The sequence below is a fragment of the Lysinibacillus sp. G01H genome (genome assembly GCF_028872195.1).
Classification (GTDB): Bacteria; Bacillota; Bacilli; order Bacillales_A; family Planococcaceae; genus Lysinibacillus; species Lysinibacillus capsici.
Window position 1 is genome coordinate 3,741,001 of sequence record NZ_CP118397.1, and the last position, 23,013, is coordinate 3,764,013.

Consider the following 23,013-nt stretch of genomic DNA (forward strand, 5'->3'; position numbering starts at 1 on the left):
AGATTAAAAAATGTTAAGTATTTTGGCAGCTATTGAACGTGTGGCCATCCAGCAGCCACAAAAAACTGCTTATCAGACACACAATGCCTCCTTAACTTATAGTGAGCTTTGGCATTTATCGGATCGTCTTGCCGATTATTTAATGAAGCTTAAGTTGCGGAGACAACAACCTATTGTCATTTATGGACATATGTCCCCCCTACAAATTGTTGCGTTTATCGGATCTGTAAAGGCTGGCCATCCATATGTACCTGTTGATTCATCAACACCATCGGAAAGATTACAACTCATTACAGAAGCTTCTGGAGCAGGTTTAGTATTGACAACAGAGCTATTACAGATGCAGATGAACCTTCCAGTTATGGCAGTGCATGATATTCTGGATGCCTCCTCAAAGGACGTGATCCTATCATCCGCAACATGGGTTCATGATGAGGATATCCATTATATTATTTACACTTCTGGTTCAACGGGTCAACCAAAAGGGGTACAAATAACAGCTAGTAATCTAACACACTTTGTAATGTGGATGCAGGATCACTTCCCTTTACAGGAAGACGGCGTATTTTTAAACCAAGCACCTTATTCCTTTGATTTATCTGTTATGGATCTCTACCCAGCTCTTGTTGGTGGACACACACTTTATGCGATTACACAGCAAGAAATTGCTAATCCAAAAGCATTGTTTGATTCATTAGCGACGTCAAATACTCGTGTATGGACTTCTACACCTTCTTTTGCCAGGATGTGTTTGATGAACAAAGAATGGGATCAAAAACTCATGCCTGCATTGGATACTTTTTTATTTTGCGGAGAGGTTTTACCGATAGCGGTATGTAACGAGTTGATGCTCCGTTTTCCACAGGCAACAATTTATAATTTATATGGTCCTACGGAAACAACCGTCGCTGTATCCTATGTAAAGGTGGCGAAAGAGCTAGTAGGACGCTTCGAACAATTACCGATTGCCCCTATAACGGAGCCAAACGTTTCTGTAGCAGAAGATGGGGAAATTATTATTTCAGGGCCAACCGTTAGCGCAGGGTATTTGGGAGCGCCTAAATTAACAGCTAAAGCTTTCCCGATCGTGGATGGCGATCGCATCTATCAAACAGGTGATATAGGCTTTGTGCAGGATGGTTATTTGTTCTTTTCAGGTCGTAAGGATTTCCAAGTGAAATTACATGGCTATCGTTTAGAGATTGAAGAGATTGAAAAACAAATCAGTAACCTGCCACCTGTTTCAAGCTGTGTTGTTGTACCTGTTTATAAGGAGAAGGAAATCATTTCTCTTAGTGCCCATATTGTTTTACGTGAGCCATTAACAGACGCTGCTTTTAAAACAACAAAGCAATTGAAGGCACTTTTATCGGCGTACTTACCTGCCTATATGATACCGAAAACATTTAAATATATGGACGCTTTACCACTAAATCCAAATGGTAAGGTAGATCGTAAAGGATTGGCGGTTATGGAGACAGTATGACGCCTTATGGAAATATAGCATTTTTTGTGATCATCGGACTTTTATTACTACCTACCATCCTCTTAGGATTACGAGGCAAATCTTCGAAACGCTATAATCTTTTTGTTTCGGTCATTGTCTTAGCATTAATCTTCGGACATTCATTGAATGGGTCCATCTCGCTCGTATTATTTACTGTCTTTCAGGTAGTACTTATTGTGGCTTATCAGCGCTATCGACTTCAGCAAAATAGCGGAACCATTTTTATAATAGCGGTGCTTTTATCCATATTACCCTTGATTCTTGTAAAGGTTTTGCCGATTCTCGGGTTACATCATTTATTTGGCTTCCTTGGTGTATCCTACATTACGTTTAAAGCGGTGCAAATGATTTTAGAAACCCGTGATGGCTTGATGAAAGAGAAAATTTCGGTAGTAGAGCTAGTCTATTTCTTATTATTCTTTCCTACCGTATCATCGGGGCCGATTGATCGTTGGCGTCGTTTTACAAAGGATTTTCATGCCGTGCCTTCCTCGGAGGAGTACCAAAAGCTGCTATTGAGTGGTATTAACTATATTTTTGTCGGCTTTTTATATAAGTTTATTTTGGCTTATTTAATTTACAACTACACGCTTATTTATTTGCCTAACCATACTTATAACTATTTGACACCTTTTCAGGGGCAGCTAGCGTATATGTATATGTATAGCTTTTACTTATTCTTTGATTTCGCTGGCTACAGTGCATTTGCTGTTGGTGTGAGCCGGATAATGGGTATCCAAACACCGATTAACTTTAATCGCCCTTTCGCCAGCCGCAATATTAAAGATTTTTGGAATCGTTGGCATATGAGCCTTTCCTTCTGGTTTAGGGATTATGTCTATATGCGCTTTGTCCTTTGGATGACAAAGAAAAAATGGTTAAAAAATAAATTTGCTATTTCGTATATAGGCTTCTTTTTACTATTCTTTTTAATGGGTATTTGGCATGGTCTGGAATGGCACTTTGTGGTCTATGGACTCTATCATGCCCTATTGATTATCAGCTTTGATAAATTTGAACGCTGGAATAAAAAGCATAAGCGTTGGCCAAAAAATAAATGGACGCATGCTATTGGCGTAATCATTACATTTCATGCTGTATGCTTCGGCTTCTATATTTTTTCTGGCACATTATTTTAAACAAAGGGCTGTAAGAGCCTGTTCACTAAAGGAGAATTATTAATGGATCAACAACAAGTTTTAGAAATGCTAGTCGAGTTATGTGAAGATGAAATTATTGTAGAAAACCCAGATATAGATTTATTTGAAGAAGGTTTACTGGATTCGTTTGGGACAATTAATTTATTAGTTGAAATTGAAAATCGTTTTAATATTTCTGTCCCTATTACTGATTTCAATCGTGAAGAATGGAATACGCCTAATCGAATAGCAGGGAAATTAGCTGAAAGACAATGATCAAAAAAGGCTTTCTTTCTTTATTTATTGCATTTGCTCTTTTTACGGGCTTTGTCTTTTTTCCTAATGCTTGGATTAAAGCATGGATATCCAATGAGGATGTGGAACAAGCCAAAACGAACATGTCTCCACTTGTATTTCAGGGCACATATTTACAGGAGCGAATGTTACAGGAGCCTAGTTCCATGCCACTTTACGGCTCCTCAGAATTAAACCGTTTTGATCCGTTCCATCCTTACAATTATACGCGAGCAACTGATGCTCCGTATTCGACCTTTATGATTGGACGTGGAGGCATGCAGTCCATTACCCATTTCTTGAATTTTGCAGCACAAGAAAAGAATTTAAAGGATAAAAAAGTGGTCTTTATCATCTCTCCACAGTGGTTTACAGAGAAGGGCATGGGTGAATTTCACTTTTCACCGAATTATTCCATGCTACATGCTTATGATTTAGCCTTTAATCAGGAGATGGATGCCAATCTTCATAAAAGAGCAATGGAGCGCCTACTAGAATTTGATACTGTCAAACGGGATCGCCTCTTAAAGACCATGTATCAATATCAAATGTCTAACGGCAAGGAAAAGCCAATTACTGGACGTATGGCCATGGTTGCAGGGCGTTTCCACAAGGCGTTACTAGAAAAGAAGGATTTATATTATTCCCTTTTCCCACGTAAAGGTCATGCATTAAAAAGTAATGACAAGCTCATTGCCAATCAAAGCTTTGAGCAACAATTGGAGCATGCAGAGGCATATGGGGAGAAGCGTGTATCCAATGACTATATGATTGAAGATCGCGCCTATCAGCGACTTGTAAATGCTAAATTTTCAAAGTTTAAGGATATACGAAAAAAAGAGGATTATTCAAACTCTCCTGAATACGAGGATTTCCAACTAGTGATCGATGTTTTAAAGGATGCAGGTGCCAAGCCACTATTCGTCTCCATTCCGGTTAATGGCTATTGGTATGATTATAATGGCTATCCTGAGGAGCGCCGTCAAAAGTATTACGATAAAATGGAGCAAGTATTAAAGGATGCGAATGTTGCCTATGTTGATTTTTCAGATCATGAATATGATCCTTATTTTATAATGGATACAATTCATATTGCCTGGAAGGGCTGGGTTTATCTCGATCAAGAACTAGATCAGCATTGGTCACAGCCATAACAAAAGTCAGGACAGTCTAATATAGTAGACTGTCCTTTCTTATTATCGTAAGAGACCTTTTATGTAAAGCGCCATTTGCTCGGTTATCTCATTTAGTTTTTCAATGGCTTCACTAAAATGTTGAACCTGCTCTGCCTGATCATTGGAGGCTGTTTCAATTTGCTCCATGCTTTCCATAAGTGCTTGAATATTACTCTCAATCGTTTTAAGAGAGGTTTCAATTTGTTCTGTTGCTGTAGCTGTCTCACTAGAAAGCTTCCTTACCTCTTGCGCTACGATATAGAAACCTGCACCGTATTGGCTTGCTTGTGCCGCTTCTTTCTTCGTTCATAAATAAAACCCTCCATCAATAATTTTTTTGTATCTTAGGAATTGGTGGATTTTGTGTAATAAATATTAATGATTACAAACAGAAAGATTTGCATACAATTCAAAGCTTCACCTATTTTTCATCTGTGTAAAATTGTTCAATATACTGCTCTTCTTCCTCGGGCGATAATAAACGTGTTGCTCTTCCTGAATTTGTCGTGTCATCGCCACCTTGCATTTCCCAAATTTTGTTATGGTCGTCAACGGCGTTTGAATAATCACCTTTCGACCATCTTTCCAATATTGAAATATAAAGTTCTTTATATTTATAATCGTTCATTTTAACTACAGTTAACAATCGGTCAACTTTTTCTTGTGTTATTCGCTCACGACCCCATTGAGAAGCAGCTTTCACTTTTTGGTGGGACATGCTATGGATGGTTTCATTTACTTTGCTTTCCACTAAATTGTCAGGATAAAGTAATTCTTCTTTTGTAACTTTTTTATCTTCAAGCGGTGCTCCGTCAACAACAATAGTGGCTCTTTCTTTTTTGGCAACAGGTTTTTCCATTTGTTCGGTGGATTTAATGTAACCAAAAATCCCTCCAAAAATGACCAATATTACAATGATAACAATTGCAGATTTTGTTTTTCTCTTCATGTCATTAACTCCTCATTGTCATTTATATCATTATATCATTATGTATTGGTTTATATTATGTAATTAGGATAATAATAACAGAATATTGAAATAAGGTTCAATGAAAAACCCTGTTCGTAGATAATGGTATGTACATTGTATACAGTAGGTACCAACGCAAAATTGCGTTCGTTGATTAAATACAACTAATACAATTTTGTATGCGTTAATATAGGTAAGTCCGTCATATTTGCTCTCTAAGGGTGCGATTACAATTCGTATCCTTTTCACCAAGGTTCATCACACAACGATTCTGAGTGTGCCATGATGTTTAAGTGACATATTCTTCCGCAACCAAATACGTGTAAAACACCCCAACGACTTAATTAAGGTAAGTCGCCTTTTTACCAAGAATTAATTGATGTTGAATATATTTTTTAAGATATTGAATGAAGTGAGCTGTATTGTAGTTATAAGTTTCTGTTGTTCTAATTGAATAATTTTTAATCTGTAATGCGAATGTAAATTCTTTCAACAAATCTTTAATAAGCACGAAAAAACCCCCAATCTACAAGTGTTTATCACACTTATAAATCAGAGGTTCAAATATAAAAGCTGTGTTTTACTAAGTTCAAAGCATTTTCGCTTCAATCAAATACTTATTTTAAGTTATAGAATGAATTTAAACCAAGATACTCTGCTGTTGAACCAAGTTGATCTTCGATGCGAAGAAGTTGGTTGTATTTAGCTACACGGTCTGTACGTGATGGAGCACCTGTTTTAATTTGACCAGCATTTGTTGCAACAGCGATATCAGCAATTGTCGCATCTTCTGATTCACCAGAACGGTGAGAAATAACCGCTGTGTAGCCTGCACGTTTGGCCATTTCGATTGCTTCAAATGTTTCAGTTAACGTACCGATTTGGTTTACTTTGATCAGGATTGCATTTCCTACACCTTGCTCAATACCTGCTGATAATTTTTTCGTATTTGTTACAAATAGGTCATCACCTACTAATTGTACGCGTTTGCCGATACGGTCTGTTAATAGCTTGTGTCCAGCCCAGTCGTTTTCGTCTAAGCCATCTTCAATTGAAATGATTGGGTATTTATTTGTTAACTCTTCGTACCAATCAACCATTTCTTCAGAAGTTTTGACAACACCTTCACCATCTAAGTGGTATTTGCCATCTTCTTTATTGAATAGTTCAGAGGATGCTACGTCCATTGCAAGTTTCACTTCGTCACCTGGTTTGTAGCCTGCTTTTTCAATCGCTTCTAAGATCACTGTAATTGCTTCTTCGTTAGAGCCTAAGTTTGGTGCGAAACCACCTTCATCACCTACTGCTGTGTTGTAGCCTTTTGCTTTTAGAACAGCTTTTAGGCTATGGAAAATCTCAGCGCCAATACGTAATGCATGACGGAATGATTCTGCACCAACAGGCATAACCATGAATTCCTGAATGTCTACATTGTTATCTGCGTGAGCACCACCGTTTAGGATGTTCATCATTGGTACTGGTAATTGCTTAGAATTGAACCCACCAAGATATTGATAAAGAGGTACATCTAAATAATCTGCCGCAGCATGTGCAACTGCCATGGATACACCTAGAATTGCGTTGGCACCAAGCTTGCCTTTGTTTTCCGTGCCATCTAGCTCGATTAAAGCTTTGTCGATGACTACTTGATCAAGAACAGAATAGTTACCTTCTAATTCTTCCGCAATAATTGTGTTTACATTTTCAACTGCTTTTAATACACCTTTGCCTAGGTAACGAGATTTGTCACCATCGCGTAATTCTACCGCTTCGTATTCACCTGTTGATGCACCTGATGGTACGATTGCGCGGCCAAATGCGCCTGATTCTGTAAATACTTCAACCTCTACTGTTGGGTTCCCACGTGAGTCTAAAACTTCGCGCGCATAAACTTGTGTAATAAATGGCATAATTAATTCTCCTCTTTTTCAATTAATGATTGTCCTGTCATTTCAGTAGGCTGTGACACCTCTAATAATTCTAACATGGTTGGCGCTAAATCGGCTAAAATACCACCATTTCTTAACATTATATTTGATTTTGTCACAATTACTGGAACAGGATTTGTTGTATGAGCTGTCATTGGCTCACCTGCTAAAGTTAACACTTCATCAGAGTTGCCATGGTCAGCTGTAATAATAGCTGCGCCACCTTTTGCAAGGAGTGCGTCTACTACTTTCCCTAAGCATTCATCTACTACTTCAATGGCTTTAATTGTTGGCTCCAGCATTCCACTATGACCAACCATATCAGGGTTGGCAAAGTTAAGAATAATGCCATCAAATTTTTCAGCCGCAATTTCTGCAAGTAAGGCTTCTGTCACCTCATAGGCAGACATTTCAGGTTTTAAATCGTATGTCGCCACCTTTGGAGAAGCAATTAAAGTACGTTCTTCACCAGGGAATTTTTCCTCACGTCCACCACTCATAAAGAATGTAACATGTGGATATTTTTCAGTTTCCGCAATCCGCAACTGTGTTTTCCCATTCGTCGCTAATACTTCACCAATTGTATTTTTCAAGTTGTCATTTTCATAAGCAACCTGTGCGTTGACTTCATCACTATAGTGTGTGAAGGACACAAATTTTAAATTCTTTGGATGATTTGCAGATATAGCAAAGCCGTCGAATGCTTCATTTGTAAAAACTGTTGACAGCTGAATTGCACGATCAGGACGGAAGTTAAAGAAAATCACTGCATCCTGATCGCCAATTGTTGCTACTGGCTCGCCATGCTCTTGAATGCTAAATGGGATGACAAATTCATCTGTTACCTCACGCTCATAGGATGCTGCTACACCACTTTTAGCACTTTCTGCTGTTTGACCGACGCCATCCACCAGTACATTATAAGTCAGTGCAACACGATCCCAACGTTTATCACGATCCATTGCATAGTAACGTCCATGAATCGAAGCAAATTGCCCTATACCTATTTCAGCCATTTGCTTTTCAGTTTCTTCTATATAGTCTAATGCTGTTGTTGGACCAACATCACGACCATCTAAGAAGCCATGTACATAAACTTCCTCTAACCCCTGCTGTTTAGCTAGCTTTAATAGTGCAAACATATGCTCATAGTGACTATGAACACCACCGTCTGATAATAAGCCCATAACATGTAGCTTTGACTGATGAGCTTTAACATGTGCTACTGCATCTAAAAAGGCTTGATTCGTAAAGAAATCTCCATCACGAATAGATTTATTTAAGCGTGTTAAGCTTTGATATACGATACGTCCTGCACCGATATTTAGGTGCCCCACCTCGGAATTCCCCATCTGTCCTTCAGGTAATCCAACGGCTTCTCCTGCTGCTGTTAATGTCGCATGAGGAAATTGATGCCAATATCGATCGAAATTTGGCTTATTCGCCTGTGCTACTGCATTCCCGAATGTTTCATCTCGAAATGCAAAGCCATCTAAAATAATTAATGCTACTGGCTTTTTAGGCATTTGCTGCCGCCTCCAATAATGTTAAATAAGATTCTGGTTGTAAGCTTGCTCCACCAACTAAAGCACCATCAATATGTTCTTTCGATAAAAGCTCCTGAATGTTATCAGGCTTAACACTGCCACCATATTGAATGCGCACAGCATTCGCAGTTTCAGCATTATATAGCTCTTCTACTACTGCTCGAATCGCTCCACATACTTGATTTGCATCGTCTGCCGTAGCCGTTTTACCAGTACCAATCGCCCAAATCGGTTCATACGCAATGACCATATGCTCTACTTGCTGTGCTTCAAACCCAGCAAGTGCCGCTTTAATTTGGCCTGCCACTTTTTGCTCTGTTGTGCCTGCTTCACGTTCTTCTAGTGTTTCGCCACAGCAAATAATAGGTACGATAGTATGGGCAAGTGCTGCTGCTACCTTCTTATTAATCGCTTCATCTGTTTCATTGTAGTATTCGCGACGTTCAGAGTGTCCTAAAATGACATAGTCAACATCCACACTTGCTAGCTGTGCTGGACTAATTTCACCCGTAAAAGCACCTTCATCTTCATAGTGCATAGTTTGTGCACCAATTGCCAGCTCTGACTCACTAGCAACTTGCACAAGTGTAGGTAGGTACAGAGCTGGTGCGCAAATAACAGCATCTACTTTGTCATTGGAAGGAAGTTTTTCTTGTACAGCATCTACAAACTGAATAGCCTCTTCAAATGTTTTAAACATTTTCCAGTTACCTGCAATAATTGGTTTACGCATCATTTTGCCTCCGATTAGCTTATTTATCGTTTAGTGCTACAATCCCTGGAAGCTCTTTGCCTTCCATTAATTCTAAGGAAGCACCACCACCTGTAGAAATGTGATCCATCTTATCTGCTACTTCAAATTTTTCAACTGCCGCAGCTGAATCACCGCCACCGATTACTGTGTAGCCAGCTGTTGTTGCCATTGCATCAGCAACTGTTTTTGTGCCGTTTGAAAATTTGTCCATTTCAAAGACACCCATTGGTCCATTCCAAATGATTAATTTAGAGTTTTTGATAACTTCTGCATAGTTTGCAGCCGTTTTAGGTCCAATATCTAGACCCATCCAATCAGCTGGAATAGCATCTACATCAACGATTTTTGTTTCAGCATCCTGTGAAAATTCATTTGCCACAACAGCATCGACTGGCATATGTAATTGCACACCTTTTGCTTTTGCCTTCTCAATAAAGGACTTTGCTAGCTCAATTTTATCTTCCTCTAGCAATGATTTACCGATATCGTGGCCTTGTGCCTTAATAAATGTAAAGGATAAACCACCACCGATAATTAAGTGATCTACTTTTTCTAATAGGCTTTCAATAACACCAATTTTATCTTTTACTTTGGCACCACCAATAATGGCTGTAAACGGATGCTCAGGGTTAGACAATGCCTTACCTAGTACATCTAATTCCTTTTGCATTAAGAATCCAGATACAGCTGGAATATGCTTAGCAATTCCTTCTGTAGAAGCATGAGCTCGGTGGGCTGCACCAAAAGCATCATTAACATAAATATCTGCTAGCTGAGCAAATTGCTGTGCTAATGTTGGGTCATTTTTTTCTTCACCAGCATGGAAGCGTACATTTTCAAGCAGTAGAATGTCTCCATCTTGCATATTTGCAACGGCTTCTTCCACTGCTTGCCCGATGGATTCATCAAGCTTCGTAACAGGCTTGCCCATTAGTTCTGCTAAGCGAATGCCAACAGCTGTTAAACGCATATCCTCTTTTACTTCACCTTTTGGACGACCTAAGTGAGAAGCTAGAATAACTTTAGCACCCTGCTCTACTAAATACTCAATTGTAGGAATCGCTGCACGAATACGCGTCTCATCGGTAATAGCACCGTCTGCCATTGGTACATTGAAATCTACACGTACAAAAACGCGTTGACCCTTTACTTCAATATCTTTCATTGTTTTCTTATTTAACATGAAGAAACTCCCTTCAAAGTTTGTTTTAGTCTTACACTCTTGTGTTTTACCCATCTTGGCTCTACACCATGCTTACTAAATTGAATAGTCATTTTGGTACTTTTTCAGCGTCACTATCTCGTGTAAGGATGATTCTCCAACTTTTGATAATGAACCCTAATACTTGTTTTTATAGTAGCAAAAGTTAACTGCGATGTCTTGCAATCAACATGTATCAATTACGCCTCAGTGTATTTAACTCCCGATTTTTTCCGAACTTGTTCCTCTTCAAAATCTGTTACATTCACTGAGACTTTTACCTTAATTCAGTCGGTGATTTTACATCAATGAATCAAGAGAGTAATTTGTGTATTCATCTCACCACCTATAGAGGTGGGCGTTTCTGCTGAATCTAGAAAAAAGGAGTAAGGGTTATCCCTTACTCCCAATACCCTTGTATATTATATCTATTCGATATTATAAAGGCTATACTTTTTGTGCATAAAAAGCAGTAATATGTCACACTTTTTACTCAAAATGTCGAAATATGATACTTATTTATGGTTTAAGCCTTGTTCAGCAATGTATAAAGCTAGGTCCATTAAGCGAGTAGAGTAACCAATTTCGTTATCATACCAAGCTAAAACCTTCACCATTTTGTTTTCTAACACCATTGTTGAAAGGCCGTCTACCGTAGAAGAATAATGGTTACCGTTATAATCAATTGATACTAATGGTAGCTCATTGTAATCTAAAATGCCTTTTAATTCATTTTCAGAAGCTTCTTTTAATGCTGCATTAATTGTTTCTTTCGATACATCTGCTTTTAGTTCTACAACTAAGTCAACACATGATACGTTAGGTGTTGGCACACGCATAGAGAAACCATCTAGCTTACCTTTTAACTGTGGCAATACTTTTGATACAGCTACTGCTGCACCTGTTGTTGTTGGAATCATAGACACTGCTCCAGCACGTGCACGACGAGGGTCAGAGTGTGGGAAGTCTAGAATTCGTTGGTCATTTGTATAAGAGTGAATTGTTGTCATCATACCACGTTCAATGCCAAATTTCTCATCAAGCACTTTAGCTACTGGTGCTAGACAGTTTGTTGTACAAGAAGCATTGGAGATCACATCATCAGTTGCTGGGTTATAATCCTCATGGTTTACACCCATTACAAATGTAGGCATTGCCCCTTTTGCTGGTGCTGATAGAATCGCTTTTTTCGCCCCTGCTTCAATATGCTTGCCTACTTCTTCCATTGAACGGAATCGACCCGTACATTCAAGCACTACATCTACGCCTAATTCGCCCCATGGTAATTGTGCAGGATCTTTTTCAGCATATACTTTTACACGTTGACCATTTACTACGAAAGAATCTTCATCTGCATTGACTTCAGCATCATAGATACCGTGTACTGAATCATATTTCAATAAGTGCGCAAGCTGACCAGCATCTGTTAAGTCGTTTACGGCTACTACTTCAAATTCATCATGCTTCATTGCCTCACGAAATACTAAACGTCCAATACGTCCAAATCCATTAATCGCTAATTTTAATGCCATTGTTAATTCCTCCAATAATGTGTGATATCTGTCTCTATGAATAGAGACATCAAAATTTACTTTATGCTCATTCAAAAAATGCTTTAGCACTTTCTGAGATCGAGTGACATGTTTACAACTTTGCCATCATTCAAGATGGTTATTTTCTATAGAAGATATTTTAGCAGCAATTGCTTTGGCCGCTGCTTCATCTGTTACAAATATGGTTTGCTTAGGTGCTACTTTAAAATAAGAAAACATTGCATTGACCTTCTGTTTTCCTGCTGCAACTGCAATGACCTGTTCACTGTTTTGTACCTGCTCAAGCTGGATACCAATTGTGCGTATACGATGTACTATTTCTCCATCGGCATTGAAATAATAGCCGAAAGCCTCACTCACAGCACCTTTTTCCTCAAGAATTCGCAAATCCTCAGGAGATGAGTTACGACGAATAGCCATTTCCTCTGCGGAGCCAATCCCATGAATGACGCAATCTGCTTGATTATAGAAGGCCATCATTTCTGTAACCATCGGCTCTGTTAGCATCGCTTGATAAGCTTGCTCACTTAAATGCTCGGGTAAAAATAAAGTACGATATTGTGTTTCCATTTGCATGGCAAATGTTGCAACAAGTGTATTGGCCTGCATTTGCATTTCATGTCCAATCCCCCCGCGTGCAGCGACAAAAGTGATATCCTTTTGTCCGTCTAAAGGATGTAAAAACTGCGCAAGTGAGGCAACAGATTTTCCACCAGTGACAGCTACAACTTGCCCATCAAAAGCAGTCGACATAAATTGCAATGCTGCTTCTTTGCCTAGCATGCTTAGGATTGTATGATCCTCATTGTAATCACCAGGAACTACGACTACACGTTGGATGCCAAAGTGGCTTTCAAGCACTTTTGCAAGCTGGGTTAAACCAGACCATTCATAAACGATGGCTCTTAATTTTTCAATGACTATTACACCATCATCTGTACATACCATACCCGACTTTTGCGCATCTAATAACCCTTGTTCACGTAAAATATCAGTTTCTTTACGTATTTCTCTTTCTGTCATTTTCAGTGAATCAGCTAGTGTACGTCGTCCGATTGGTTGCATGAGTTGAACGGCTTGCAATATTCGATATCTTGCTTGCAGAAGCGGATACATTTCAGGAAGTAGCCTTTGCTGTGCCTCTGGAACAGTTAACATATCTATCTACTCCCCTAATTAATAGTGGTGGGCTTATTTTTAACCCACTTAATTATTTTGTGTCCCACTTATACTTTTATTATAATATGCATTGTTTGAAAGTGCAAGTAGTTGTATTGTTCTGAATAAAAAAAGCCTCATAGCTATAAAAACAGCTACAAGACTTTGTTGTACTTATTTAGTAAAAGATAAAATCGCATTCTTTTTAAAACCTTCTAAAGCTTTTGTTGCTTCAGTTTTATTAGTAAACTCAAAAATTCGAACGTCCTTTTTCTCAAATACTGTAATAACCCACATTGTAAAATCTCCCTTCACATCATCTATTTTTGTAATATAACAACCACTAAAATTTGTGATACATTTGCTAAACTGTTTTATAACAACTTCTTACTTGATACCTATTCTACTCCGATTTTTAGGAAAAGAAAGTCTAATGTGAAGGTCTTCACAAACTGTTCAAATTCAAACCGCTTTCATTGAACAATTTGTGAATTGTGAGAATGACAGCTAATAATAAAGTCATTTATACCGTTAATAATTCTTTATACTTTCAGTAGATTAACTGCCTAATCGCTCCATTAACGTGGCATAATCTAAATGACCATACTGAATGACGACACCCTCTTTTTCAACTACCGGAATCATTAGCATATATTTTTCATGTATACGATCATCCTGCTCTATATCAATTATTTCAATATCAAATAGAACATCTTCCTGAACAAGCTTTAATGTCTGTAGCCCTTCTACACATAAAGGACAATTCGCCCTACTAAAAAATTTAATTTTCATAGATAGCACCTCCTCCTTTATTATAAACGATGTAGTATTGAAGAAATGGCCACTATATCATTAATGACATAATGTTGATGGATGACGCTGCTAGAATGTATCTACCAGAATTTAAAAAGGATAATCTTATTCGTTTAAGTATTTCTCAGGTAGATGAACCATTAATTTATACTGGTATTGAGGAACTAGCACTGTGCATTTCATCATTTGAACGTAAAATGCGCTATCCAAATCCAATTCACCTATTGTAATTAAAAAAGGCATTGATTGTGAGCAAGCTACACATCAATGCCTTTCGTTTTAAGTTATTTTAAATGACTATCGAAGAATTTTACCATGGCATTATAGAATTCAATTCTATTTTCTTCATTTGCGAAACCATGTCCTTCATTATCTTTTAGCATGTACTCTACATCCACACCTCTAGCGCGTAAGGCTTCCACAATTTGATCAGATTCTGCTTTGTTCACACGCGGGTCATTTGCTCCTTGGGCGACAAATAATGGTGTTTTGATTTTATCTGCATGGAAAACAGGTGAAACAGCAGTTAACAATTCTTTGTCTTTCTCTGGATGACCTACGCGCTCATAAAACATGTTACGCATAGTTTCCCAGTAAGGAGGGATGGTATTTAATAATGTAAATATGTTAGATACACCTACATAATCAACTGCAGCAGCATATAAATCAGGTGTATACGTAATACCCGCTAATGTTGCATAACCACCAAAGGATGCCCCATAAATACCGATGCGATCAGGGTCTGCAATGCCTTGGTCAATTGCCCATTGGACACCATCAGTGATGTCATCTTGAATCTTCAGACCCCATTGCTTATTACCAGCTTGAAGGAACTCTTTACCATATCCAGTTGACGAACGGAAATTCACCTGTAGCACTGCATAGCCACGATTAGCTAATAATTGTACTTCTGGATTGAAGCCCCACATATCACGTGCCCAAGGACCACCATGAGGATTGACAATAAGAGGGAGATCTTTCGCTTCTTTATTTTTCGGTAAAGTTAAATAACCATTAATCGTTAAACCATCTCGGCTCTTATATGAAATTGGATGCATTTCTGCAAGTTCATTCGGATTTAACCAAGGGCTTAAAGTAGCCAACTCGGTTAATTCATCTGTCGTAGAATCGTAATAATAATATTTTCCATAGACAGTATCACTTGAAACACTCACAATAAATTTGGTCATTTCTTTATTGTAATCATTGATACCAAGCTCACTTTCATGCACATTCAGCTTGCTTTGGATTTTACGGAAAAGCTTTTCAAAGTTCTCGTCAAAGAATTGGTAATGTGTTTTATCTGTTATATATGCACCATATAGCAATTTATCGTGTTCGGCACTATATAAGACACCAGAAACATCTACCTGATCATTAGACATAATTACTTCTTCATTACCTTTTAAGTCGTATTTTACAACTTCTACTTTGTCTCTACCTTTGTTTGATGTAGCATAAATGTATTGATTGTCTTTTGAGAAAGCTAGTGGCATTACTTCATCTCCAGCTTCCATTTCAACAAATGGCTTGAATTCATCCTTTTCAGAATCTCGATAAAGAATCGTTCCTTCCACACCATCTGAGGCTACGGCAATACGCACATTTCCATTGCGATCTGCTAGCCAGCTAGCAATATTACCTGGATTTTTTGCAACGTGAGTTGTTTCCCCAGTCTTTACATTCAGCTTGTAGACATCAAAAACTGTTGCATCTTCCTTATTCATCATGATAAGAATTTCATCTTTAACACCTTGTAGGCCACTTAATATCCCAACTGTGACGTTTGGATATGGTGTTAGATCTTTTTCCTCAGAGCCATTAAATGTTGTAGAATAAATATGGAAGTTTTCATCTCCACCTTTATCCTTTACGTATAGTAAATTATTATCCTTCCAGAAAAATCCTGCAACGTCCCGATCTTTTGAATTCGAAACACGAACAGGCTCACTATCATCATTCATCTTTTTCACGAAAACATTGGATCTGTTCTCCCAAGCAGAGGAAAAAGTAATGTAATTGCCATCTGGCGAAAGTTCATAACCGAAATTTCCAGGGTTTTTCATAAAGTCTTCAACTGAAATTTCCTTTACACCTTCATGATTAGAACCATTTTTTATTTGTTTTGCATTGTTTAAAATTTTTACTGCATCTTGTTTTGAAATTGCTTCTGTATTTGATGATAAGCCATTAAATAAACCAATCTTATTGGCCTTCTCTAAATACTCAGCAAGTGAAGTCTCTTTTTCTTCTTTATTTAACGCTCTAACTAAAATACGAGCCACTTCATCACGTTTAATAGTCAAACTTAAATCTGTGAATTCTCCAGCCTTTACCCATTTATCAATAATTTGTTGACGCATTGAATCTGAGCCGTGCTGGAATGTTAAAGTTGTTACAGCTAAATTCAAAAATTCCTGCGCTGACACACGTTCTTCTTGTGCTATTACGCTGCTATTTGTTTCATTGGTAGCACGAACATCTTGCATTGTTGCAGGAATAACTACAGAGGTTGTTAAAATAATTGCTAACGATGCAGATAAAAATCTTTTTTTCAAAATGATTCCTCCCTATATCAGTTTACGTTATATCGATTGTCGATATATTTAAATTATAACAATTCTAGCATTATTAATTGAGAGGTTTTTGATTTAGCCAAAATGAAAGCGAACTAAATAGAATAGTTCGCCATTACCTCTATTAAAATTTCCTGCTTGCTCCCCCACCAGCAGAAGATCCCCCACCAAATCCGCCAAAGCTCCCTCTACTCGAATGTCCTCCACCAAAACTACCTGGATAACCGCCATAGCCTCCAGAGCGAGGACCTCCGCCACCTTTCGAAAAGAATGAATAGATAATAATAACAATGATAATGATTAGGATAATTAACCAAGTGGGTATGTCATCCTCTTCTTTTGTTTGCGCCGGCAAATCACCGTTCCAATTATACTCTTGGGCAACAGCGCGAAAAACTTCAGAATAAGTTGCTTGAAAAGCTTGATCTAAATTACCAGTACTTGCTGAGGGATAAAATGCATTATCTAAAATGCGTCCTAATTTACCATCTGGTAATGCTCCCTCTAATCCCTGACCCACGGCAATTACAACGTCGTTATTTCCTTCCCCTTGACCTAAGGTAGCTAAAATCAAGACACCGTTATTTTTTTCCTTGTCACCAATGCCCCATGAACGAATCAATTTTGTCGCATACATTTTCGGCTCTTGTCCATAAAGACTATCAACTGTGACTACCATGATTTCAGCACCAGTGCCTTGATCCAACTGCTCGGAATAATGATTTAGCTCTTCTTTGACATTGACAGAAATTACATTGGCAAAGTCATGTATATACGTACTTTTCATCGGTGATGGCATCGTTGCTTCTGCTAGATTCGAGAAAAAAAGAAGCACCGAACAAACGATGATCATCTGTACAATGCAACGTTTCATTAATGTGTACCCGATTGACTAAAGTCGATAGATGGTGCTTTGTCAGCTCCTGCTGCGGCTTTAAAGTATTCTTTTTGTTCAAAACCAAACATCCCTGCTATTAAATTCCCCGGGAAACGTTTAACATGTTTATTAAATTGCTGTACCTCATTATTGTAATCCTCACGTGCTACAGCCAACCGATTTTCGGTACCTGCTAGCTCATCCATTAACTGGCGGAAGTTTGCATCTGCCTTTAAGTTTGGGTAATTTTCTACAACTACTAGTAAACGACTAAGAGCGCCAGTTAAAGCATCATTGGCAACAGCTTGCTCCTCTGGTGAGCTTGCATTTCCCATTTGTGCACGTGCCTCCGTTATATTTGCTATCACCTCTTGCTCATGATTCGCATAGCCTTTCACAGATTCCACTAGATTGGGAATCAAATCATAGCGACGTTGGAGCTGATTTTCAACTTGTGCCCATTTAGAATCAAGATTTTCCTCAGCTGTCACCAGGCTATTATATTTAGGTATAAATAATAAGGCGATGACAACAAGAATGATGACAATTATTCCAATTGGTCCAAGTAACTTTTTCAATTTTAAGCCTCCTTGACTTGCTTTTCCTTCTATCTTTAGTCTACATTTTTACCTTTACATTTATACCGTATGAAATCGAATTGACACGCCATACTAAATACTGCAACAAAAAATTATTGAGGAGGCGTTTTTTTTGTCACAATCGTTTTACAATGAATCATCAAACCAAACAAATTTAAATCAACAACATAGCCTAAATCATGGTGGACATGAAATGATGGACATGCATGAAACAATTGGCGAAATTATTGCAGGTATGAACCAAGCGATTATTTTGCGTCCCCATGTAAAAGATCCTGAATTACTCAACATCTTGGATCGCCAATATAATTTCACTCTTGGTATGTACAATACGATCGTTGAGTCCTTTAAAACAGGACACGATCCATCTGTTCCAACAGGACGCTACCAGATGGAAACAGGAAATGATTTCAAATATGGCCTAAACCCTGGTCAACCAAAAAAGCCAATGCAAAACGCTAATGAAATTAATGATGAAGCTATTTCTGGATTTTTACTCGGTGCTCAAAAAGGAGCAGCAAAATGTATGACAACTGCTGCGTTGGAGACAACAAACCCTGTAGTTCGTCGCGTTGTTGCGGATAGTATTCCTAACTGCATTGAAATGGGATACGAATTATCCATTTATCAAAACAAACACGGCTATTATCAGGTGCCTCAGTATTCCCAACAGGATATGCAAACGATGCTGAATGCATTCGACACAACATCTAATCCCCTTCATTAAATAACAACAGAGCATGGTGAATATTCACCATGCTCTGTTGTTTTTAGCACAAAAAAAGCGAACGACATGCTCGTTCGCTTTTTCTGCTTTATAATACTTTTCCTAAAAACGCTTTCGTACGGTCGCTTTGTGGATTACCGAATAGTTCCTCTGGAGACCCTTCTTCTACAATATAGCCCCCATCCATGAAGACTACTCGATCGCCTACTTCACGAGCAAAGCCCATTTCATGTGTCACAACAACCATTGTCATCCCTTCAGCTGCTAGATTTTTCATAACATCGAGCACCTCTTTTACCATTTCAGGGTCAAGGGCTGAAGTTGGTTCGTCAAATAAAATAGCTTTTGGCTTCATTGCTAAGGCACGAGCAATCGCCACACGCTGTTGCTGACCACCAGAAAGCTGCTCAGGATAATTATAGGCCTTGCTGTCGAGCCCAACCTTGTTTAATAGTTCATGTCCTAGAGCTTCTGCGTCTGTACGACTCATTTTACGAATTTGCATAGGTGCCATCGTGACATTATCGATAACAGTCATATGCGGGAATAAGTTAAATTGTTGGAACACCATACCCACTTCAGCGCGTATTTCATTGATATTCGTTTTAGGATCATTAATTTTTACATTTTCAATATAAATAGCACCATCCGTTACTTCTTCTAACATATTGATACAACGGAGAAATGTACTTTTTCCTGAACCAGATGGCCCAATAACACAGACAACTTGTTTTTCTTGAATTTCATAATCGATTCCTTTTAATACTTCAAGCTTGCCAAAGTATTTGTGTAGGTTTTCAATTCTTATCATCTTGCTTCCCGCCCTTCTACCTTAGCTTTACGAGGGACGTAACTATTGCTAAATCGTTTCTCGATAAATGCTACAATCTTCGTTACACCATATGTCAACACTAAATATAATAATGCTGCAACGATATACGGTTCCCAGAAGCGGAAGCTTGCACCAGCTACGACCTTACTAGCATATAAAATATCTGGTGCTGCAATTACAGTTACGAGTGAAGAATCTTTTAATAATGCAATAAATTCATTCCCCAATGGCGGAATCATACGTCTAAAAGCTTGAGGCAAAATGACCTTACGCATTGCTTGGTTATGCGTTAATCCAAGAGAACGAGCAGCCTCCATTTGCCCTTTTGCAATACTTTGAATCCCTGCACGGAAAATTTCCGCATTATAAGCAGCACAGTTTAAAATAAGCGCTGTAATCCCTGATACCATATAACCTAAAGAATGACCAAAAATTGTTGGAATAACTGCTAAGTGAATTAACAAGATTTGTACAAGCATCGGTGTTCCACGGAATAAATCGATATATAGTTTAGATGGCCAATAAATCCATTTCTTACTCGATAATTTTCCAAGGCCTAAAAATAGCCCTAATAGAATACCGCCAAAATAACCACTAAGTGTCAAAATAAGTGTTACGCCAATACCTCGTATAAACATATCTCGGTAGTTCCAGACAATGTCCCAGCGTAAGTCAAAGATGTCCATCCGAAAACCCCATTCCCCTTTAAATTACGATTAATAAATGAGCCGTTAGCACAGTTACTATGTTAATAGCATCATTTCATTCATTTTTATTGAAAATCAATGCCTGTAATTTCTTTTAATTTACCGTTTTCTTTAACTTTTTTAAGACCTTCGTTTAATTTATCTAGCAATTCTTTATTTCCTTTTTGAACCATGAAGCCATAGTATTCTTTTTCGAATGCATCATCTTCAATTACTTTTAGTTTTTGATCTGGGTGAGCTTTGATATATTCATAAACTACTGCGTTATCTCCGATAGCTGCGTCAACATTCCCATTTAACATTTCTTGAATAGCGATTGGCTGACTTTCAAAAGCCATAATATTTGTACTTGCTTCCCCTTGTAGCTTTTTCGCCGCCATATGACCAGTAGCATTAATTTGTACAGATACTTTTTTATCTTTTAATTCATCAAGAGATTTAATTTTTGAATCTTCTTTCACAACAATTAATAACTGAGACTCATAATACGGTTCTGTAAAATCAAATGATTCTTTACGCTCTTCCGTAATTGTGATTCCAGAAGCACCGATATCTGTTTCACCGTTTTTAATTGTTTGGAACACTGGCTCCCATCCAATATTATTCCACTCAACCTCAAAGTCCATCTCATCTGCAATAGCTTGTAAAATATCGACATCAATCCCTACAATTTTCCCTGAATCGTCAACAGATTCAAATGGTGCAAAAGTAGCCTCAGTACCTACTTTATAAACTTTTTTGCCATCTCCACCATCTTCTGAAGATGAGCTACCTGAAGATGCATCATCTTTTGTACCACATCCTGCAAGTGCTAATGTTAATGCTGCAATTATCATCAGTAACATCCAACCTGTTTTTTTCATTGTATTTCCCCCTAGTTCGATAATTTTCCGAATTACGTATTATTTTTCGCAATTCGGAAATGTTAGACTATTAGGTCAATTATATTAACATTATAGTATTTAGACAACAACTTTTCGCATAAAATTAAATATTTTTTCATATAAATTTATATTAAATTCATATAATTTGAAAAAATATGTATAAATAACAAGAAAATTAACCTAAAACTAATATATATACAATGAGAACCATGCCAAATTTCGATAAATTTAGGCAAAAAAAAAGAATCCCCTCAGATAGGATTCTTTTTTTCGACTATTTCTAGTCTCACGTACAGTATGTTCACTAAAAAATAATTTGGAGTTGTTGCTTTTTTGAAGGTTTGAAAGGAATAAATAGGGGAATAATGCCAACTAGGACAGTATTCCCTTTATTCTTCCTCTCGATCTCCAGTAAGCAGGCTGCTAAACTACTTATTAGGAGATGAGCTATAACAGTATATCAATTAATCAGTAAAATGGCGCCCTCGGAGGGAATCGAACCCCCAGTGCAAGAACCGGAATCTTACGTGTTATCCATTACACCACGAGGGCAAAAGACACAAAAAAAAAGTACTCACTCTAGGCTTACGAAAAGCATGATGTAGATAACCCTCATTTTTGAAGCATACCTGCAAAATAGTGACCTGTACTTTAAACCTTATAACCTTAATCATTATACAAGCCTATCCTATATAATTCAACCATAGAATGCAAAAACATTTTATTTTTTTAATTTCACTTTAGCAGGGTTAATATTTGACCTTCCCTGACTATAATGTGTATGATAAGGATACAGCTGAAATACAAAGGAAAATTTTCAGCAAAGGTATTCGAATTTAGCTTTTTAAGGAGGATTTAACATGAATTTAATTCCTACAGTTATTGAACAAACTAGTCGTGGTGAGCGTGCATATGACATTTATTCACGTCTACTTAAAGACCGTATTATCCTTTTAGGAAGTGCTATTGATGACAATGTTGCTAACTCCATTGTCGCTCAGCTTCTTTTCCTACAGGCAGAAGATCCAGATAAAGATATCTCTCTTTATATTAACTCACCTGGTGGATCCATTACGGCTGGTATGGCTATCTATGACACAATGCAAATCATTAAACCACAGGTCCAAACAATTTGTATTGGTATGGCTGCATCAATGGGTGCTTTCCTACTTGCAGCTGGAGAACCTGGTAAACGTTTTGCCTTACCAAATGCTGAAGTCATGATTCACCAACCATTAGGTGGTGCACAAGGTCAAGCGACAGAAATTGAAATTGCTGCTAAACGTATTCTATTCTTACGCGAGAAATTAAATGGCATTTTATCTGAACGCACTGGTCAACCACTTGAAGTCATTGCAAGAGACACAGATCGCGATAACTTCATGACTGCTGAACGTGCAAAAGAATACGGTTTAATCGATCATATCATGCACCGTAGCGATAATAAATAAAAAATAAAAGGCATCACAGAATTGCTCTGTGATGCCTTTTGTATTTAATGAGTGTTAATCTTCATTTTCAATAATTGTTGCTAATGCTGTAACCGCTTGCTCAGCATCGTTACCTTCACTGCTTAAAGTCACTTCGGTACCTTTAGCAACTGCTAAGCTCATAACACCCATAATGGATTTGGCATTTACTTTTTTCTCATCTTTTTCTAGAAAGATATCAGCACTAAAACGATTTGCTTCCTGCACAAATAGTGCTGCTTGTCTAGCTTGTAGTCCTAATTTTAATTTAACCTGGACTCTTCTCTCAATCATTCTCAAAAC

General features: G+C 37.8%; 24 protein-coding genes and 1 tRNA gene. 7 read left to right on the forward strand and 18 right to left on the reverse strand.

Features of this window, described 5'->3' with window-relative positions; all coding sequences use genetic code 11:
* The first annotated feature begins 10 nt into the window (after positions 1-10).
* From dltA to dltD, 4 genes are read left to right on the forward strand one after another with little or no spacing between them, the layout of a single operon-like run.
* Positions 11-1,486, forward strand: a complete 1,476-nt coding sequence (gene dltA, locus PSR12_RS19040) for a D-alanine--poly(phosphoribitol) ligase subunit DltA (protein ID WP_221681191.1) — start codon at positions 11-13, stop codon at positions 1,484-1,486.
* Positions 1,483-2,646 (forward strand): D-alanyl-lipoteichoic acid biosynthesis protein DltB, encoded by a 1,164-nt coding sequence (gene dltB / locus PSR12_RS19045; protein WP_221681190.1) that lies wholly within the window; start codon positions 1,483-1,485, stop codon positions 2,644-2,646. Before dltA ends, dltB begins: the two co-directional genes overlap by 4 nt.
* Positions 2,647-2,688: 42 nt before the next feature.
* Positions 2,689-2,922 (forward strand): D-alanine--poly(phosphoribitol) ligase subunit 2, encoded by a 234-nt coding sequence (dltC, locus tag PSR12_RS19050; protein WP_016994756.1) that lies wholly within the window; start codon positions 2,689-2,691, stop codon positions 2,920-2,922.
* Positions 2,919-4,094, forward strand: coding sequence for a D-alanyl-lipoteichoic acid biosynthesis protein DltD (dltD, locus tag PSR12_RS19055; RefSeq protein WP_274770132.1), 1,176 nt, complete (start codon positions 2,919-2,921; stop codon positions 4,092-4,094). Before dltC ends, dltD begins: the two co-directional genes overlap by 4 nt.
* A gap of 42 nt (positions 4,095-4,136) precedes the next feature.
* Here the strand turns inward: dltD and PSR12_RS19060 are convergent, their stop codons facing one another.
* The 10 genes from PSR12_RS19060 to PSR12_RS19105 all read right to left on the reverse strand — a co-directional run bounded on the left by PSR12_RS19060 (position 4,137) and on the right by PSR12_RS19105 (position 14,018).
* Entirely contained in the window at positions 4,137-4,373 is a 237-nt protein-coding gene (locus tag PSR12_RS19060; protein ID WP_274773496.1) for a chemotaxis protein, read from the reverse strand.
* A 163-nt stretch (positions 4,374-4,536) separates the two neighbouring features.
* Entirely contained in the window at positions 4,537-5,064 is a 528-nt protein-coding gene (locus PSR12_RS19065) for a DUF6241 domain-containing protein (RefSeq protein WP_274770134.1), read from the reverse strand.
* 638 nt (positions 5,065-5,702) lie between these two features.
* Complete coding sequence (gene eno / locus PSR12_RS19070) at positions 5,703-6,995, reverse strand: phosphopyruvate hydratase (RefSeq protein ID WP_004228070.1); 1,293 nt, start codon at positions 6,993-6,995, stop codon at positions 5,703-5,705.
* A gap of 2 nt (positions 6,996-6,997) precedes the next feature.
* Entirely contained in the window at positions 6,998-8,539 is a 1,542-nt protein-coding gene (gene gpmI / locus PSR12_RS19075) for a 2,3-bisphosphoglycerate-independent phosphoglycerate mutase (protein ID WP_274770136.1), read from the reverse strand.
* Positions 8,532-9,293: a triose-phosphate isomerase gene (gene tpiA, locus PSR12_RS19080; RefSeq protein WP_274770138.1), complete on the reverse strand. Its 762-nt coding sequence runs from the start codon at positions 9,291-9,293 to the stop codon at positions 8,532-8,534. Before tpiA ends, gpmI begins: the two co-directional genes overlap by 8 nt.
* Before the next feature lie 19 nt (positions 9,294-9,312).
* Positions 9,313-10,497 carry a phosphoglycerate kinase gene (locus PSR12_RS19085; protein ID WP_274770139.1) on the reverse strand — a complete coding sequence of 395 codons (1,185 nt, stop codon included), beginning with the start codon at positions 10,495-10,497 and terminating at the stop codon, positions 9,313-9,315.
* Between the two features lie 533 nt (positions 10,498-11,030).
* Positions 11,031-12,047 (reverse strand): type I glyceraldehyde-3-phosphate dehydrogenase, encoded by a 1,017-nt coding sequence (gene gap / locus PSR12_RS19090; RefSeq protein WP_004228061.1) that lies wholly within the window; start codon positions 12,045-12,047, stop codon positions 11,031-11,033.
* Between the two features lie 126 nt (positions 12,048-12,173).
* The gene (locus PSR12_RS19095) at positions 12,174-13,226 is read right to left on the reverse strand and encodes a sugar-binding transcriptional regulator (RefSeq protein ID WP_274770140.1); all 1,053 of its coding nucleotides are present in this window, start codon (positions 13,224-13,226) and stop codon (positions 12,174-12,176) included.
* 174 nt (positions 13,227-13,400) lie between these two features.
* Entirely contained in the window at positions 13,401-13,523 is a 123-nt protein-coding gene (locus tag PSR12_RS19100; protein ID WP_004228055.1) for a hypothetical protein, read from the reverse strand.
* A gap of 261 nt (positions 13,524-13,784) precedes the next feature.
* Positions 13,785-14,018: a glutaredoxin family protein gene (locus PSR12_RS19105; protein WP_054549560.1), complete on the reverse strand. Its 234-nt coding sequence runs from the start codon at positions 14,016-14,018 to the stop codon at positions 13,785-13,787.
* 95 nt (positions 14,019-14,113) lie between these two features.
* Between PSR12_RS19105 and PSR12_RS19110 the strand changes: the two genes are divergently transcribed.
* Positions 14,114-14,269 (forward strand): hypothetical protein, encoded by a 156-nt coding sequence (locus tag PSR12_RS19110; protein WP_274770143.1) that lies wholly within the window; start codon positions 14,114-14,116, stop codon positions 14,267-14,269.
* Between the two features lie 54 nt (positions 14,270-14,323).
* On the opposite strand, the gene PSR12_RS19115 is transcribed toward PSR12_RS19110, so the two are convergent.
* The 3 genes from PSR12_RS19115 to PSR12_RS19125 form a co-directional block, all read right to left on the reverse strand.
* Positions 14,324-16,597, reverse strand: a complete 2,274-nt coding sequence (locus PSR12_RS19115; RefSeq protein ID WP_274770145.1) for a S9 family peptidase — start codon at positions 16,595-16,597, stop codon at positions 14,324-14,326.
* A 142-nt stretch (positions 16,598-16,739) separates the two neighbouring features.
* On the reverse strand, positions 16,740-17,489 hold the full coding sequence (locus tag PSR12_RS19120; protein ID WP_257520503.1) for a TPM domain-containing protein: 750 nt from the start codon (positions 17,487-17,489) through the stop codon (positions 16,740-16,742).
* Positions 17,489-18,070 (reverse strand): LemA family protein, encoded by a 582-nt coding sequence (locus tag PSR12_RS19125; protein ID WP_257520504.1) that lies wholly within the window; start codon positions 18,068-18,070, stop codon positions 17,489-17,491. Before PSR12_RS19125 ends, PSR12_RS19120 begins: the two co-directional genes overlap by 1 nt.
* A 133-nt stretch (positions 18,071-18,203) precedes the next feature.
* Between PSR12_RS19125 and PSR12_RS19130 the strand changes: the two genes are divergently transcribed.
* Positions 18,204-18,818, forward strand: a complete 615-nt coding sequence (locus PSR12_RS19130) for a spore coat protein (protein WP_004228038.1) — start codon at positions 18,204-18,206, stop codon at positions 18,816-18,818.
* A gap of 88 nt (positions 18,819-18,906) precedes the next feature.
* Here the strand turns inward: PSR12_RS19130 and PSR12_RS19135 are convergent, their stop codons facing one another.
* The 4 genes from PSR12_RS19135 to PSR12_RS19150 all read right to left on the reverse strand — a co-directional run bounded on the left by PSR12_RS19135 (position 18,907) and on the right by PSR12_RS19150 (position 21,793).
* Positions 18,907-19,629, reverse strand: a complete 723-nt coding sequence (locus PSR12_RS19135; protein ID WP_221681179.1) for an amino acid ABC transporter ATP-binding protein — start codon at positions 19,627-19,629, stop codon at positions 18,907-18,909.
* Entirely contained in the window at positions 19,626-20,336 is a 711-nt protein-coding gene (locus PSR12_RS19140) for an amino acid ABC transporter permease (protein WP_004228035.1), read from the reverse strand. The genes PSR12_RS19135 and PSR12_RS19140 overlap by 4 nt, the downstream gene beginning before the upstream one ends.
* Before the next feature lie 86 nt (positions 20,337-20,422).
* Positions 20,423-21,220: a basic amino acid ABC transporter substrate-binding protein gene (locus tag PSR12_RS19145; protein ID WP_221681178.1), complete on the reverse strand. Its 798-nt coding sequence runs from the start codon at positions 21,218-21,220 to the stop codon at positions 20,423-20,425.
* A 498-nt stretch (positions 21,221-21,718) separates the two neighbouring features.
* Positions 21,719-21,793 (reverse strand) — tRNA-Arg (locus PSR12_RS19150).
* 308 nt (positions 21,794-22,101) lie between these two features.
* On the opposite strand from PSR12_RS19150, the gene clpP reads away from it, so the two are divergent.
* Positions 22,102-22,692: an ATP-dependent Clp endopeptidase proteolytic subunit ClpP gene (gene clpP / locus PSR12_RS19155; RefSeq protein ID WP_004228025.1), complete on the forward strand. Its 591-nt coding sequence runs from the start codon at positions 22,102-22,104 to the stop codon at positions 22,690-22,692.
* Between the two features lie 54 nt (positions 22,693-22,746).
* Here the strand turns inward: clpP and PSR12_RS19160 are convergent, their stop codons facing one another.
* Positions 22,747-23,004, reverse strand: coding sequence for an HPr family phosphocarrier protein (locus PSR12_RS19160; protein ID WP_004228023.1), 258 nt, complete (start codon positions 23,002-23,004; stop codon positions 22,747-22,749).
* Positions 23,005-23,013: the final 9 nt, after the last annotated feature.

What these genes read in the sequence shown, in the direction of transcription:
- clpP (WP_004228025.1), top strand. Translation starts at nt 22,102, where the DNA reads ATGAATTTAATTCCTACAGTTATTGAACAAACTAGTCGTGGTGAGCGT.
- PSR12_RS19085 (WP_274770139.1), bottom strand. Translation starts at nt 10,497, where the DNA reads ATGTTAAATAAGAAAACAATGAAAGATATTGAAGTAAAGGGTCAACGC.
- dltC (WP_016994756.1), top strand. Translation starts at nt 2,689, where the DNA reads ATGGATCAACAACAAGTTTTAGAAATGCTAGTCGAGTTATGTGAAGAT.
- PSR12_RS19100 (WP_004228055.1), bottom strand. Translation starts at nt 13,523, where the DNA reads ATGTGGGTTATTACAGTATTTGAGAAAAAGGACGTTCGAATTTTTGAG.
- dltA (WP_221681191.1), top strand. Translation starts at nt 11, where the DNA reads ATGTTAAGTATTTTGGCAGCTATTGAACGTGTGGCCATCCAGCAGCCA.
- PSR12_RS19145 (WP_221681178.1), bottom strand. Translation starts at nt 21,220, where the DNA reads ATGAAAAAAACAGGTTGGATGTTACTGATGATAATTGCAGCATTAACA.
- eno (WP_004228070.1), bottom strand. Translation starts at nt 6,995, where the DNA reads ATGCCATTTATTACACAAGTTTATGCGCGCGAAGTTTTAGACTCACGT.
- PSR12_RS19110 (WP_274770143.1), top strand. Translation starts at nt 14,114, where the DNA reads ATGTATCTACCAGAATTTAAAAAGGATAATCTTATTCGTTTAAGTATT.
- PSR12_RS19135 (WP_221681179.1), bottom strand. Translation starts at nt 19,629, where the DNA reads ATGATAAGAATTGAAAACCTACACAAATACTTTGGCAAGCTTGAAGTA.
- gpmI (WP_274770136.1), bottom strand. Translation starts at nt 8,539, where the DNA reads ATGCCTAAAAAGCCAGTAGCATTAATTATTTTAGATGGCTTTGCATTT.
- PSR12_RS19095 (WP_274770140.1), bottom strand. Translation starts at nt 13,226, where the DNA reads ATGTTAACTGTTCCAGAGGCACAGCAAAGGCTACTTCCTGAAATGTAT.
- PSR12_RS19160 (WP_004228023.1), bottom strand. Translation starts at nt 23,004, where the DNA reads ATGATTGAGAGAAGAGTCCAGGTTAAATTAAAATTAGGACTACAAGCT.
- PSR12_RS19120 (WP_257520503.1), bottom strand. Translation starts at nt 17,489, where the DNA reads ATGAAACGTTGCATTGTACAGATGATCATCGTTTGTTCGGTGCTTCTT.
- dltD (WP_274770132.1), top strand. Translation starts at nt 2,919, where the DNA reads ATGATCAAAAAAGGCTTTCTTTCTTTATTTATTGCATTTGCTCTTTTT.
- PSR12_RS19105 (WP_054549560.1), bottom strand. Translation starts at nt 14,018, where the DNA reads ATGAAAATTAAATTTTTTAGTAGGGCGAATTGTCCTTTATGTGTAGAA.
- gap (WP_004228061.1), bottom strand. Translation starts at nt 12,047, where the DNA reads ATGGCATTAAAATTAGCGATTAATGGATTTGGACGTATTGGACGTTTA.
- PSR12_RS19140 (WP_004228035.1), bottom strand. Translation starts at nt 20,336, where the DNA reads ATGGACATCTTTGACTTACGCTGGGACATTGTCTGGAACTACCGAGAT.
- dltB (WP_221681190.1), top strand. Translation starts at nt 1,483, where the DNA reads ATGACGCCTTATGGAAATATAGCATTTTTTGTGATCATCGGACTTTTA.
- PSR12_RS19065 (WP_274770134.1), bottom strand. Translation starts at nt 5,064, where the DNA reads ATGAAGAGAAAAACAAAATCTGCAATTGTTATCATTGTAATATTGGTC.
- tpiA (WP_274770138.1), bottom strand. Translation starts at nt 9,293, where the DNA reads ATGCGTAAACCAATTATTGCAGGTAACTGGAAAATGTTTAAAACATTT.